Raw genomic sequence first — 13,165 nt, 5'->3', positions numbered from 1 at the left:
TGGGGTCTTGTCAATCGGGCGTTGCGTTTGACGCAGGGGTATTTACCCTTTGCGCATGATTGAAGGACTAGAGATCGAGCCTCGCGCGCTGGGCGCCTATCTTGAGGACCACGTTGAGGGGTTTCATGGGCTTCGGACCTGCGAGAAATTCGCGGCGGGTCAATCGAACCCAACTTACCGGGTCGAGGCCGCCTCGGGGTGCTATGTCTTGCGGGCCAAGCCGCCTGGAAAGCTGCTGAAATCCGCCCATGCGGTCGAGCGGGAGTTTCGGGTGATGGCGGCCCTAGAAGGGACCGAGGTGGCAGTGCCGCGGGTGTTTCATCTGGCCGAAGACGACGCCTCGCCGATCGGGCGCGCATTTTTCGTGATGGAGCATCTGGACGGGCGGATCTTTTGGGATCCGGCGCTGCCCGAGGTGGGCCGCGATGCACGTGGGGCGATCTATGACGCGATGAACGCGACCTTGGCGGCGCTGCATTCGGTGGATGTGACAGCGGTCGGGCTCTCGGATTACGGCAGGCCTGGCAATTATTTCGCCAGGCAGTTGGAGCGTTGGAGCGGGCAATACCGCGCCTCGGCGCTGACGCCGCGCCCGCAGATGGACGCGCTGATCACCTGGCTTGAAGAGGCGTTGCCGCCCGATGACGGGCAGGTGGCGCTGGTGCACGGGGATTACCGCATGGACAATATGATGTTCGCGCCCCAAGCCCCGCGCGTCATCGGCCTGCTGGATTGGGAGCTGTCGACGCTGGGGCATCCGCTGGCCGATCTGGCGTATCAGTGCATGCAATGGCGCCTGCCACATGATGCGGGGATGCGTGGGCTGGGCGGGTTGGACCGGGCCGCACTGGGTCTTCCGGGCGAGGCCGAATATGTCGCAACCTATGCGGCGCGGCGCGGGATCGGCGCGGTTGATGACTGGGCCTTCCATCTTGCGTTTGCCTTCTTCCGCCTTGCCGCGATATTGGAGGGCGTGGTGCGCCGGGCCCATGACGGAAATGCGTCGAACCCGGACAGTGCCCGCGCATATGCAAGTGCGATTCCGGTGCTGGCCGCGCTGGCACTTGAGGTGATCGAGGAGGGGACATGAACAATCAGGTGAAATTCGAGGTCGAGGGCAATGTTGCGATCCTGACCATCCAGAACCCGCCGGTGAACGCCTTGGGGGCCGCTGTGCGCCAGGGGTTGTTTGACGGGATAGAGAAGGCGGATGGCATGTCATCGGTCAACGCGGTTCTGATCCGCGCGGCGGGACGCACCTTTCCCGCCGGGGCAGATGTGCGCGAATTTGGCAAGCCGCGCGCGGAACCGATCCTGTCCCAGGTCGTGGGCCGGATCGAGGCCTGTTCGAAACCGGTGGTCGCCGCGGTGCATGGCAACGCGCTGGGTGGCGGGTTCGAGATCGCGCTGGGTGCGCATTACCGCATGGCCAGCCGGGACGCGAAATTCGGCCTGCCCGAGGTGTTGCTGGGCGTGTTGCCGGGCGCTGGCGGCACGCAACGTGTGCCACGCCTGACCGGGGCGGCGGCCGCGCTGGACCTGATGCTGGTCGGCAAACCGATCGGCGCGCTGCAAGCCAGCGACCTGGGCCTTGTCGATGCGCTTGTGGACGGTGACGTCGCAAAGGCCGGATTTGCCTTCGCGCAGGACCTGGCCGAAAAGGGTGCCGGGCCCCGCCGCACCTGTGATCGGCGCGACGGATTTTCCGATGCGGAAAGCTACATGGCCGCCATTGCCGCGCGCAGGCTCGCGGTGGCAAAGTCACCGCTTGAGGCGCCTGCGCGCATCGTGGATTGCGTCGAGGCCGCCATGCTGTTGCCGTTCGAGGCCGGGATCGCGAAGGAACGCGCGGCTTTTGACGATTGCGAAGGCTCAGAAGGCGCGCAGGCTCTGCGCCACGCCTTTTTCGCCGAACGTCGCGCCGCCAAGGTGCCAGAGCTTGAGGGTGCCAATTTGCGCGAGGTGAATACGATCGGCGTGGTTGGCGCGGGCACGATGGGCACCGGTATCGCCGTGGCCTGCCTGGACGCGGGCTTTCCCGTCACCCTGGTTGAACGCGACGAAGAGGGGCTGTTGCGCGGGGTCGAAAAGATCGACGCGATCTATCAGCGGTCGCTGGACAAGGGTCGGATCGATGTAGACACACGTGCCGCGCGCATGGAGGCGCTGACTGGCACGACCGATATGGACGAACTGGCCCAAGTGGACCTGGTGATTGAAGCCGTGTTCGAAGAGATCAGCGTGAAAGAGGGGGTCTTTGCCCAGCTTGACGCGGTGATGAAGCCGGGCGCGATCCTGGCGACGAATACCTCGTATCTGGACATCAACGCACTGGCGGCAACGATATCGCGCCCGCAGGACGTGGTTGGGTATCACTTCTTTTCACCTGCCAACATTATGAAATTGTTGGAAATTGTCGTGGCAGATCGGACCGATCCGGACGTGGTGGCAACCGGGTTTGCCCTGGCCAAGCGCCTGCGCAAGGTGCCGGTGCGGGCAGGGGTGGCGGATGGCTTCATCGGCAATCGCATCCTGGCGGCGTACCGCCAGGCGGCGGATTTCATGCTGGAGGATGGCGCAACCCCGGCCAAGATCGACGCGGCGATGCGAGATTTCGGCTTTCCGATCGGGCCCTATCAGGTGCTGGACATGGCCGGGCTTGATATCTCCTGGGCGCGGCGCAAGCGCCTGGCGGACAGTCGCGACCCTGCCGCGCGCTATGTCGCGATCGGCGACAAGTTGTGCGAACGCGGTTGGTTCGGGCAGAAGGCCGGGCGCGGGTATTACATTTACGAGGACGGGTCGCGCACCGGTGTGGAAGACCCCGAGGTGCTGGCGATCATCGAGGAAGAGCGCGCCGCAAAGGGCATCAGCCCGCGCCGGTTCAGCGCGCGGGAAATCCAGCATCGTTGCCTGAACGCGATGGCGAACGAAGGCGCGCGGCTGCTGGAGGAAGCGGTGGCGCTGCGCCCATCTGACATCGACGTGGTGATGTTCTATGGCTATGGGTTTCCGCGCTGGCGCGGCGGACCGATGATGGCGGCCGATCTACGTGGGCTGTTGGAGGTCGAGAACGAGCTGCGGTCCTACCAGATTGAAGAACCTGCCTTCTGGGCGCCATCACCGCTGTTTGATGAGCTGGTGAAGAACGGGCAGCATTTCGAGGATCTGAACGAAGGGTAATCCAGCGGTGTGGCTGCGCCACGCTTTATTCTGATTGGCGCCCGGCCACGGGCGTCAGCCCAGAAATATACCAACCACCACGACCATCAGCCCCAGCGTGGACAGGGCCAGCGCACCCATGTTCAGCACAAGCGCCTTTTGCATGCGGGCTTTCAGCGCCTCGTCTTCCAGGCCGGCGCGTTTTGCCGACAGGACTTTCAGCGCACTCAGGACGAGGCCGACAAGGCCGATGAGCGACATGATCGCGCCGATGATGATGAGCCAGTCCATGAGGATCTCCGCGAATGATTGCGGCCAAGCGCCTAGCGCGGCGATCGCGCCGACGCAACCCCTTGAAGGGCGGCACGCACTTGGGTAGGGAAGGGCATTGCCCATCCGGAGGACATCATGGACGACGATCACAAGCCCTCGAGCTATCGCGTGACCGCAGACGAGCTGCGCCAATTCATCGAGCGTTTTGAACGGCTTGAGGCCGAGAAAAAAGATATCGCCGAGCAGCAGAAAGAGGTGATGGCCGAAGCGAAATCGCGCGGCTATGACACCAAGGTGATGCGCAAGGTCATCGCGCTGCGCAAACGCGACCGTGACGACATTGCCGAAGAAGAGGCAGTTCTGGAAATGTACAAGGAAGCGCTGGGCATGACCTGAGCCCATCGCCTTCGGGCGGTTGGATCACGCGGTCAGCAGCGTCACGCCTGGAAGGCGCGCCAGTTCCAGCATGTCGTCGTCATAGGCGGCGGTCAGCGTGTCTATCAATTTGGGAGTCCAACCGGGCAGGTCCAGTTCTTCCTCGATCTCGTCATCCAGGGCGAATTTGTCCAGGAACGCCGAAAGGATGCGCCGCCGCTGGATTTCGTTCTGAGGTGGATGTTCCTTCATGTAGGCGCGCAGGCGCCGCATCCCTTCCTTGGCGGTGATCTGCGCCATGATATCCAGCCCGCCCTTCAGCCGAACCAACGGGTCCAACCCGGCGACTTCGTGCAGGACTTCGGGCCAGATCAGCGGCGTATCCTCGTTACACCAGACCGTGACCGGACAGTCGGGGTTCTCCTCGCGGATCGCATGCACCATGTCGGACCAATAGAGCGCGCGCAGGTCGACACCAGCGACGAATTCGGGAAACGTCAGATCCGGCACCTGTTCAAACAGCGCCGGCACGAAAGTGGCCGGGTTGCGGACGGACAGGAAAAACTCGACCGGGTTGTCGGGAAAAAGGTTGCGTAGCCAGGACGAGTTGCGCCGCGCCAGATGATAGAGCTGCTGATCCTCCAGCGCACGACGGGGCGCGCCCAGAAAGTTGTCATGCGACAGAACCAGACGATCCGCCTGGTCCACGTCCATCACCGAATCCAGCACCACATCCTGAGTGTCTTGACTGGCGCGTGCACCCTTCAGCTTCGGCAGCACATCCGCCAACAACCCGCGGTATCGGCTTGGGCCAGGCACGATGATCCCCTCAGCGGCCAGCCGCCCCTTGTTTTTCAGCAGCGATTTCACCAACTGGTCGTCATCGGTGCAATGCGCGCCGATGTGGAAGGATACATGCATGTGGGTGGTTCGTCCTTTGCGTGCGGTGCCCCCAATATATGGCGCTTTGCTGGACAGGCAATCCGGTTTCGCGATAAGGCAAGGGATGACCGAGCAAAACACTCAAGTAATGGCGTCCCGATCACGTTTTACCCGACCCAATCCGTGGGCATTGGGGGCAGTGTTGATCGGCGCGGCGGTCATCCTCCCGCTGGTCGCAATCTTGTGGATGGCACTGAACCCGGTCGAGAACATATGGCCGCACCTGATGGCGACCACCCTGCCACGTTACTTGCTCAACACGTTGATCCTGTGCCTTGGAGTCGGTGGGCTGGCGGCGGCGGTCGGTACGGGGTCCGCCTGGCTTGTCACCATGTACCGGTTTCCCGGGGCACGCTGGCTGGAGTGGCTTTTGCTGTTCCCCCTGGCGATCCCGGCCTATGTCGGCGCCTATGCGTTGGTCGATTTTCTGGAATACGCGGGACCTGTGCAGACCGCCCTGCGTGACGCCTTCGGCTGGACCAACGCGCAGGACTACTGGTTTCCTGAAATCCGCTCGCGTTGGGCCGCGATCGTGGTGCTTGCCGCGGCGCTGAACCCTTACGTGTTTCTTCTTGCGCGCGCAGCGTTCCGCGAACAATCCGGCTGCACCTATGAAGTCGCGCGCGCGCTTGGGGCAGGGCCCTTTGCCCGGTTCTGGCGCGTAGGCCTGCCGCTGGCCCGCCCCGCCATCGCCGCCGGGGCCGCCATCGTGATGATGGAAACGGTCAGCGATTTCGGTGTGGTGGACTTTTTCGCGGTGCAGACCCTGACCACCGGCATCTTCTCCACCTGGTTGGAGATGAGCAACGCAGGCGGCGCGGCGCAGATCGCGCTGGTCGTGCTGGGGCTGGTGCTGGCCCTTGTCGCGCTTGAGAAGGTCTCGCGCCGCCGGTCGAGGTTCTATCGTTTGTCGCGGCAACAACGCCCAGTCGACCCGATCCTCCTGACCGGGATGCAGGCTTGGGGCGCGACCTTCATGTGCACACTACCGTTCCTTGTCGGGTTTGTGCTGCCCGTCGGTGTCATGCTGCACCACGCGCTGTCGCGACCCGACCGTTGGTGGGAACCCGGGCTGCTGAGCGCACTGGGCAATACGCTTACTGTCGGAGGGCTGGCCGCGATCGTCACGGTCCTGGCGGCGCTTTTCCTGGTCTATGGCGTGCGCATGAGCGGCAGTCGCTTGCCGCGTCTGATCCTGCCGATCTCGACCCTTGGCTATGCCGCGCCAGGCGCGGTTTTGGGCGTCGGCATCTTGGTCCCGATGGCCGTGCTGGACAACACCCTGGCCGATGGCATCCTGGCGTTGACCGGCTGGGACCCAGGGCTGTTTCTGACCGGCACCGCCTTCGCGCTGGTCTTTGCCTATTGCGTGCGATTTTTCGCAATCGCACAGGGGGCCGCAGACGCCGCGATGGACCGGGTGTCGCCCAGTCTGCCGATGGCCGCGCGCAGCCTGGGCCGCACCGCTGGCGGCGCCTTGCGCGAAGTCTACGTGCCGCTGATCCGCGGCTCTGTCGGCACCGCGCTGCTGCTGGTCTTTGTCGACAGCGTGAAGGAATTACCGGCCACGCTTCTGCTACGCCCCTTCAACTACAACACGCTTTCCACGCGGGTCTATGAACACGCGTCGCTGGAGCGGATCGGCGACGCCTCCCCCGCCGCGCTGCTGGTCTGCGTCGTCGGTCTGGCCGCCGTGATCGTGATGGCCAGAACCAGTCGCTGAGGCGCTTGTCAAAGCCCGATACCTTTGCTAGGTGACGCCCCAGTGCCCCTATAGCTCAGCTGGTAGAGCAACTGATTTGTAATCAGTAGGTCCGCGGTTCGAGTCCGTGTGGGGGCACCATTTTACCAAATTTTACACTTTGATAACAGCGACTTGATCGATAATAGTTGTTTCTGGCCCCATTAAGCGCCCCACCTCACTGCGTTGTTGCAGCGGGGATCAGTCATCGCTGCTCGGTCCGTCCTTCTAGGGGGAAAGGTCGAACGGCTCGCCCTTGGCCTTGGAGTTGTCGATTCCCATGCTGGATATCCGCGTTTTTTTTGAGGATGTAGCCGATGGGTAAGCGCGTCATTCCGATGTCAGTAAAGGCGGCGCTGACCCATGAGATTGGTGAAGCTGCCGCCGTTCTAGGTGTTACACCAGCCACAATCCGCAATTGGGTTAAAAACGGACTGCCACTGATGGCCTCCCCAAAGCCCTACCAGATTTCGGGAGCGGCGCTGCGTGAGTATCTGCGCCAAAAATACAAGGACACAAAATCGCCACTTGCTTGGAACGAACTGTTTTGCACTTCATGCCGGGTATCCAAATCCACACCAAGTTTGAATCCGTCAACATTGCGCACGATTTCAAAGCCCGGTGCCAAAAGCCGTAAAAGACCACGCGCACGCGTCGCAATTTCACCACGATCATTGCCGCGCAACCATAACCAGAGATCGCTCTGTGTCGCGGGCACTTCGACGCCGACACCGCTGACCGCACGAAATCCATGCAGGTCCACGATCCCTCCGAGTGCCAAAACCAACCCGGCCCCAAGCCCAACGGCCAATCCTTAATCCGGCTCTAGTCGCTTCAACAGAATCGCAATATCAGCGTCCGGCAAAGCCCGTAATTCGATATAGCCCCGTGGTTGGGAGTTCCCGGTAATATGCCGGACTGATTGTTCATTGAATGATGCCCGCCTTTGCAAAGATGCCCATAGTGGCCGCCCGGGCGATAGCCCATAAATGGTGACCACCGCCTTGATGCAAGCGACACCTTGACGCCTTTAAGGCCGCGGTATCTACCTCTACTAAGGACGATCAACGATCTCTTGGAGGAACGCGCGATGAGGATGCTGACCCGTACCAGCTTTGGTCTGGCCGTCGGTGGTGCGGCTCTTGCCGTTCTTTTTTCTGCCGGGGGGATGCTGTATCGCGCCTGGGAGGACGGATCCAGTGCCGCGACGAATGTGCGCACACCGCGCGAGCGAATCTATTCGGTCACCGTCGGTGTGCTTGAGGCCGAAGTCGTCACCCCCGTCGTTACCGGCTATGGCCACCTGACCAGCGGGCGCACGCTTGATTTGCGGTCGGCGGTGGCTGGCACGCTGGTGGAATTGTCCGAAAATTTCCGGGATGGCGGCGTCGTTGCTGCGGGGGATGTGCTGTTTCGGATCAACCCGTCGCGGCTGGAAACAGGGCTGGCGTTGGCCAAGGCGGATGTGGCCGAAGCACAGGCTGAGCTTGCGCAAGCCAAGGCGGCTTTGGAGCTTGGCAGGCTTGAGGTTGGGACTGCCCAGGTGCAACTTGACTTACGCCTTCAGGCCGTTGCCCGGCAGGAAGATTTGCGCGCACGCGGCGTGGCGACCGAAGCGGATGTTGAAACAGCGGTGCTGGCGCGGGCCGCCGCCGAACAAACGCTGGTCAGTCGACGCCAAATCGTTGCCGGGGACGAGGCCCGCGTGGGCCAGGCGGCGATCACCGTGACCCGGCGGGAAATCATGTTGGACGACGCCCAAAGGTCACTTGCGGAAACGACTGTCACCGCCCCCTTTGCCGGGGTCATCAGCGATGCGAGTGCCGCGCAGGGCCGCCTTGTATCGGCAAACGAACAGCTTGGTGAGTTGATCGATACGGGCGACATCGAAGTCGTCTTTCGGGTCACCAACAATCAGTATTCGCGATTGCTGAATGCCCAAGGCGCACTGCGCAAAACTGACATGAGCGTGTTGGTCCAACGTGGCCGCGCGGTTACCGAATTCCCGGCCACCCTGGACCGCGCCGGTTCTGGTCTGGAAGAAGGGCAGGTGGGGCGCCTTGTGTATGCCAAGTTGATCGAACCGGATCTCAACCTGATTCAAACTGGGGATTTCGTGACGGTCCGCATCCCCGAAAAACCGCTTGAAGGCGTCGCCAGCATTCCCGCCACCGCAGCCACTGCCGACGGGCGCATCCTGTTGATCGCAGATGGGAACCGGCTTGAGGAAGTGCAGGTCACACTGCTGCGTCATCAGGGCGATATGCTGATCGTGGGCGATTTTCCCGCCGGGAGTCAGTATGTCAAGGTTCGGGCGCTCCAGCTTGGATCTGGGATCATGGTCACACCCGTTGCGGAATGGTCCGAGGGCGACGAACAGGCGGCCCCGGCACCCACCGATGCGGTGCCCGACACCATCGCTCTGGACGATGCCCGGCGCGCGAGAATTATCGCGTTTATCGAGGCCAGCGAGCAGATGAAGCCGGAGATGCGTGACAAGTTCCTGAAAGAGCTTGGCCGCGCAGACGTCCCCATCGCCACGGTTGAGAAATTCGAAGCCAAGATGGCGGAGAGCGAGTGATGGAGAACCGCGCGCAGGGTCTGCTGGGATATTTCACCGGTCACCGCACTGCCGCGACCTTTGTCATGGTGGTGATGTTGGCCCTTGGTCTGGTTGCAAGCTCTAAAATTCGCTCGCAGTTCTTTCCTGATGTCGTGGTCGACACCGTGTCTGTAAACGTCACCTGGGACGGGGCCGGGCCGGAAGAGCTTGATAATGCCGTGGTCGCCTTGCTGGAACCCGCTTTGCAGGGCGTCGAGGGGGTCATGAGCTCAAGCGCCTCGTCCAAGGATGGCTCGGCGTCCGTGACCCTGGTTCTTGAACCCGGTTGGGATATGGCGCGCGCAACCGAGGATGTGAAAGCGGCAGTTGAGACGGTCAAGACACTGCCCGACACAGCGGAAGAACCCGTCGTGCGGCGCGGGACGTGGCGCGACAAGGTGACCGAGGTGGTTATCTCGGGTCCAATCGACCCCGATCAGCTGTCCCAGATCGGCGATGACTTCGTTTCGCGCCTATACCGCGCGGGGATCACCCGCAGTTCCATCACCGGCGTCGCCGCGCCACAGATTGAAGTTGCCGTGCCTGAAGTGGCGCGTGTCCGTCACGACATTTCCCTTCGAGAGATCGCAACTGCAATTGCAGGTGACGTCGAAACCCGCCCGGCCGGTGATGTGGCCGATGGGGGCGCAAGGCTGCGTGCTGGCACTGAAACCCGCGACGCCGACGAGATCCGCAATCTGGTCGTGCGGGTAAACCCGGACGGCTCCAAGCTCTATCTTCGCAATGTCGCACAGGTCAGCGTGACAGGGTCGGATGCAAGTCGCGCCTATTATATCGACGGGCAGCCAGCGGTTCTTGTTCGGGTCGACAGAACCGCCGAAGGGGACGCCATCGGCATCGAAGCGACCGTGCGCCAGCTTGCCGAAGAGCTGCGCCTTGAGCTGCCGGCGGGTGTCGACATTCGACTTATCAACTCTCGTGCGCAGGACATTACCGACCGGCTTGATATCCTTTTGGAGAATGGTCTGACCGGGCTTGCGCTGGTGCTTGTCACGCTGTTCCTGTTTCTGTCGGCGCGTACCGCCTTCTGGGTCGCTGTGGGCATCCCCGTTTCGATGATCGCTGCCGTCGGGGTGATGTATGCTGCGGGGCTGACCATCAACATGATGTCCCTTTTCGCCCTTATCATCACGCTGGGGATCGTGGTGGATGATGCCATTGTCGTGGCCGAACACACCGATTACAGGGCCCGTCGCATGGGCGAAAGTCCGGACCTGGCCCCGGTCAATGCCGTGCGCCGGATGCTGGGTCCGGTGTTCAGCTCTACCGCGACGACGATCCTGGCCTTCATTGCCCTTCTTTTCATCGGAGGCGAGTTCGGGCGGCTTATTGGCGATATTCCGGCGGTGGTCACAGCGGTGCTGCTTGCCTCGTTGATCGAAAGCTTTTTGATCCTGCCACATCACATGCGCCATGCGCTGATCTCCGGAGCCAGGGAGCGCTGGTACGACCTGCCGTCGACCTGGTTCAACCGGGGCTTCGCATGGATGACAGAACGCGCGTTCATGCCGTTGATGCAATGGGTTATCCGGCTGCGCTACCTTGTCGTTGCGCTGATGATCCTGGTGCTGTCGACCAGTGTGGCAACCCTGATACGCGGCGAGGTCGCGTGGTCCTTCTTTACCGCCCCCGAGCGCGGATCGGTGACCGGGAACTTCGCCTTCCTGCCTGGCGCCACCCGCGCGGACGCATTTGCTCTTACTCAGGAGCTGGACCGTGCCGTTACAGCGGTCGGACAACGCTACGAGGCAGACAGCGGAATTTATCCGGTCGTTCATGCCCTTGCCCAGGTGGGCGGAACGTCAGCCAAGGGCATTCCTGGTCAGGAGACGATGGACCCGGATACGCTTGGGTCGATCGATATCGGCCTTGTCGGAGCCGATCAGCGGAATTTCTCAGCACAGGAATTCGTGCGCGAGCTTCAGGGGGAGGTGAAACGCCCCGCCGGTCTCTCTGTACTCAGCTTCCGCAGCCAGGGGGCCGGACCGGGGGGGGATTCCCTTGCCGTGAATTTCTACGGCGATGACAGCTTTGCCCTGAAGGCCGCGGCAGATGACCTTGTCACCGAGCTGAGCCAGTTCCCCGAAGTCACGGGGCTGCAGGACAGCCTGCCTTACGGCAAGGTCGACATGGTGCTTGACCTCACACCGACCGGAGAGGCGCTTGGCTTTACCACCGACGCGATCGGTGCGGAACTTTTTGGCCGTCTGAATGGCATTACCGCTGTGGAATTCCCGGCGGGAATCCGGTCCACCGCTATTACGGTCGGCCTTCCCGATGCGGAGCTTTCTGCCGACTTCCTTGAGACTACCCTGATGCGCAGCCCGACCGGTGTCTATGTGCCGCTGGGCGAAATCATCACCGTCGAGAGCGCCATCGCCTTTTCAACCGTCGCGCGCGAGAATGGCCGCCGGCTGGTCACGATTACGGGCAGCCTGTCAGAAGACAACCCCGCTCGTGCAAGCGAAATCGGCGGGCTGTTGAACGATGAAATCCTTCCGGACATTGCCACACGTCACAACCTCGACTGGGACCTGGGTGGCCTGTCTTTGCAACAAAGTGCGTTCCTGGATGAGGCCATGGTGGGTTTTCTTCTGTGTATTCTGGGAATCTACCTTGTGCTTGGCTGGGTGTTCGGAAACTGGGCCCTTCCGCTGATCGTCCTCGCAGTCGTTCCCTTCGGTCTGATCGGCACGGTCTGGGGGCACGCGCAGTTCAGCCTTGCCATGTCGCTGTTCACGATCATCGGGCTTATTGGCATGTCAGGGATTATTATCAATGACGCCATCGTGCTTGTGACGACTGTGCAGGAGTACAGCCGCAAATTGCCGGTGACTGCAGCAGCCGTTGCTGGCGCAAAGGACCGCTTGCGTCCCATTCTGCTCACCACCCTCACGACGGTGCTGGGCCTTATGCCGTTGATGTATGAGGAAAGCCGCCAGTCCCTGTTCCTCAAGCCCACGGTTGTCACGCTGGTCTATGGTCTTTCCGTTGGCTTTTTCATTGTGCTTTTGCTGGTGCCGACGCTTCTGGTCATCCAGGCCGATGTCGCGCGTGCTTTGCGCAGCCTGCGTCGAATGCTCATCGGGCACAGCGTCGCCGCGAAATCACGCTTGGCCACAGCAATCGCGGTGGCGGCTATTCTTGCCACGAACCTCGCCCTTCTGGGCCCTTGGCTTGTATCCGGAGAAGAAACGACACTCCGATTGTTGGCAACCAATCCCCAACACCCGCTTTTTGCGACGCTCCTCATGGCGATTTTCGCAAGCCTCGTGATTGCGGTGGTGTATGGCGTCATGATGACGCTGACCAGCCGCCGCCGTTCTTAGATTGGTCGCTCTACGCCGCTCACGCGAAGTTTTGGGACAGCCGGGCAGAGTTCCTTTTGATGCGTGACGCCCATCGGCGGGTGCTTGATGGGGGGAAACGCCACCAGAAAACTTGAATTGTTACTCAACTCCAGCGCCCCTGAATCGGGCCACTGGCGCAAGCGCAGCGAATGATCATTCTTCCCGAATAGTGTGAGACCGCCGTGCAGCTGAAATCGTGGATAAAGCGAATGTCTCCTTCGACGGGCCGCACTGCAGCGTAGCAACTCCCTATCGAACGGCGGGAATGGGCCGTTCTTTCCGGTCTCAACGGCAGCCATCCGTGGTTTGCGTCTGTTTGTGGTTCGCGCGGCATTTGTCGGATTTGGGCTCAGCGCCGCCGTTCGCGGCAGCTTGCCCCAATGGCCGTTAAGCGGGACTCTCCGGCCATTCCACTTTGGAACGGCAAAGTCTGCTATCGGAAGTTCAGTGTTCTCTTTCGCAAAGCTCATGATCAGGCAGTGAGACCAGGACGTAGCAATCTTCCGATACCCCTGCCCATCACATCCCTTGGATATGCGGGTCAGTTCCTTTTCCAGCAACTTCAACCGTTGGATCTTTTCACGCACGTCTGCCAGTTGCGAAACGACTATGTCCGACGTGGTCTCGCACGATCTGTCTGTGTGGTCTTGTACCTCGATCAGGAGTTGCTCATCAAAACCGGACGCGGGCGCTACGCGC

The 13,165-nt window shown here is 61.6% G+C and carries 10 protein-coding genes, 1 tRNA gene and 1 pseudogene; 8 read left to right on the top strand and 4 right to left on the bottom strand.

From position 1 onward, the window contains the following. Nucleotides 1–55 precede the first annotated feature (55 nt). Complete coding sequence (locus MN188_RS06300) at nucleotides 56–1,090, top strand: phosphotransferase (protein WP_242106732.1); 1,035 nt, start codon at nucleotides 56–58, stop codon at nucleotides 1,088–1,090. Then, nucleotides 1,087–3,183: a 3-hydroxyacyl-CoA dehydrogenase NAD-binding domain-containing protein gene (locus MN188_RS06295; protein WP_242106731.1), complete on the top strand. Its 2,097-nt coding sequence runs from the start codon at nucleotides 1,087–1,089 to the stop codon at nucleotides 3,181–3,183. Before MN188_RS06300 ends, MN188_RS06295 begins: the two co-directional genes overlap by 4 nt. 54 nt (nucleotides 3,184–3,237) lie before the next feature. On the opposite strand, the gene MN188_RS06290 is transcribed toward MN188_RS06295, so the two are convergent. Then, a complete protein-coding gene (locus MN188_RS06290) occupies nucleotides 3,238–3,453 on the bottom strand; it encodes a hypothetical protein (protein WP_242106730.1) in 216 nt (71 codons plus the stop codon). Nucleotides 3,454–3,570: 117 nt separating this feature from the next. Here MN188_RS06290 and MN188_RS06285 point away from each other — a divergent pair, with 117 nt between their 5' ends. Next, the gene (locus MN188_RS06285) at nucleotides 3,571–3,831 is read left to right on the top strand and encodes a DUF2312 domain-containing protein (protein ID WP_242106729.1); all 261 of its coding nucleotides are present in this window, start codon (nucleotides 3,571–3,573) and stop codon (nucleotides 3,829–3,831) included. A gap of 24 nt (nucleotides 3,832–3,855) precedes the next feature. Here MN188_RS06285 and MN188_RS06280 read toward each other — a convergent pair whose 3' ends face one another. After that, nucleotides 3,856–4,731 carry a hypothetical protein gene (locus MN188_RS06280; RefSeq protein WP_242106728.1) on the bottom strand — a complete coding sequence of 292 codons (876 nt, stop codon included), beginning with the start codon at nucleotides 4,729–4,731 and terminating at the stop codon, nucleotides 3,856–3,858. Nucleotides 4,732–4,816: 85 nt separating this feature from the next. On the opposite strand from MN188_RS06280, the gene MN188_RS06275 reads away from it, so the two are divergent. The 3 genes and pseudogenes from MN188_RS06275 to MN188_RS17740 form a co-directional block, all read left to right on the top strand. Beyond that, entirely contained in the window at nucleotides 4,817–6,475 is a 1,659-nt protein-coding gene (locus MN188_RS06275) for an ABC transporter permease (RefSeq protein WP_242106727.1), read from the top strand. Between the two features lie 44 nt (nucleotides 6,476–6,519). Further along, nucleotides 6,520–6,595 (top strand) — tRNA-Thr (locus tag MN188_RS06270). Between the two features lie 215 nt (nucleotides 6,596–6,810). Continuing rightward, nucleotides 6,811–6,939: pseudogene (locus tag MN188_RS17740) on the top strand (MerR family transcriptional regulator); the annotation flags it as partial. 14 nt (nucleotides 6,940–6,953) lie between these two features. On the opposite strand, the gene MN188_RS06265 reads toward MN188_RS17740, so the two are convergent. Further along, nucleotides 6,954–7,256 carry a hypothetical protein gene (locus MN188_RS06265; protein WP_242106726.1) on the bottom strand — a complete coding sequence of 101 codons (303 nt, stop codon included), beginning with the start codon at nucleotides 7,254–7,256 and terminating at the stop codon, nucleotides 6,954–6,956. Between the two features lie 327 nt (nucleotides 7,257–7,583). On the opposite strand from MN188_RS06265, the gene MN188_RS06260 reads away from it, so the two are divergent. Further along, complete coding sequence (locus MN188_RS06260; RefSeq protein WP_242106725.1) at nucleotides 7,584–9,074, top strand: efflux RND transporter periplasmic adaptor subunit; 1,491 nt, start codon at nucleotides 7,584–7,586, stop codon at nucleotides 9,072–9,074. Further along, on the top strand, nucleotides 9,074–12,445 hold the full coding sequence (locus MN188_RS06255; RefSeq protein ID WP_242106724.1) for an efflux RND transporter permease subunit: 3,372 nt from the start codon (nucleotides 9,074–9,076) through the stop codon (nucleotides 12,443–12,445). The genes MN188_RS06260 and MN188_RS06255 overlap by 1 nt, the downstream gene beginning before the upstream one ends. On the opposite strand, the gene MN188_RS06250 is transcribed toward MN188_RS06255, so the two are convergent. Next, on the bottom strand, nucleotides 12,442–13,053 hold the full coding sequence (locus tag MN188_RS06250) for a hypothetical protein (RefSeq protein WP_242106723.1): 612 nt from the start codon (nucleotides 13,051–13,053) through the stop codon (nucleotides 12,442–12,444). The two genes, MN188_RS06255 and MN188_RS06250, sit on opposite strands and share 4 nt — an antisense overlap. Nucleotides 13,054–13,165: the final 112 nt, after the last annotated feature.

This window comes from Aliiroseovarius subalbicans, from assembly GCF_022678625.1.
Taxonomy (GTDB): Bacteria; Pseudomonadota; Alphaproteobacteria; order Rhodobacterales; family Rhodobacteraceae; genus Aliiroseovarius_A; species Aliiroseovarius_A subalbicans.
Note: the sequence above shows the minus strand (reverse complement) of the source record. Positions and strands in the feature narration are given on the sequence as shown.

What these genes read in the sequence shown, in the direction of transcription:
- MN188_RS06300 (WP_242106732.1), top strand. Translation starts at nt 56, where the DNA reads ATGATTGAAGGACTAGAGATCGAGCCTCGCGCGCTGGGCGCCTATCTT.
- MN188_RS06295 (WP_242106731.1), top strand. Translation starts at nt 1,087, where the DNA reads ATGAACAATCAGGTGAAATTCGAGGTCGAGGGCAATGTTGCGATCCTG.
- MN188_RS06290 (WP_242106730.1), bottom strand. Translation starts at nt 3,453, where the DNA reads ATGGACTGGCTCATCATCATCGGCGCGATCATGTCGCTCATCGGCCTT.
- MN188_RS06285 (WP_242106729.1), top strand. Translation starts at nt 3,571, where the DNA reads ATGGACGACGATCACAAGCCCTCGAGCTATCGCGTGACCGCAGACGAG.
- MN188_RS06280 (WP_242106728.1), bottom strand. Translation starts at nt 4,731, where the DNA reads ATGCATGTATCCTTCCACATCGGCGCGCATTGCACCGATGACGACCAG.
- MN188_RS06275 (WP_242106727.1), top strand. Translation starts at nt 4,817, where the DNA reads ATGACCGAGCAAAACACTCAAGTAATGGCGTCCCGATCACGTTTTACC.
- MN188_RS06260 (WP_242106725.1), top strand. Translation starts at nt 7,584, where the DNA reads ATGAGGATGCTGACCCGTACCAGCTTTGGTCTGGCCGTCGGTGGTGCG.
- MN188_RS06255 (WP_242106724.1), top strand. Translation starts at nt 9,074, where the DNA reads ATGGAGAACCGCGCGCAGGGTCTGCTGGGATATTTCACCGGTCACCGC.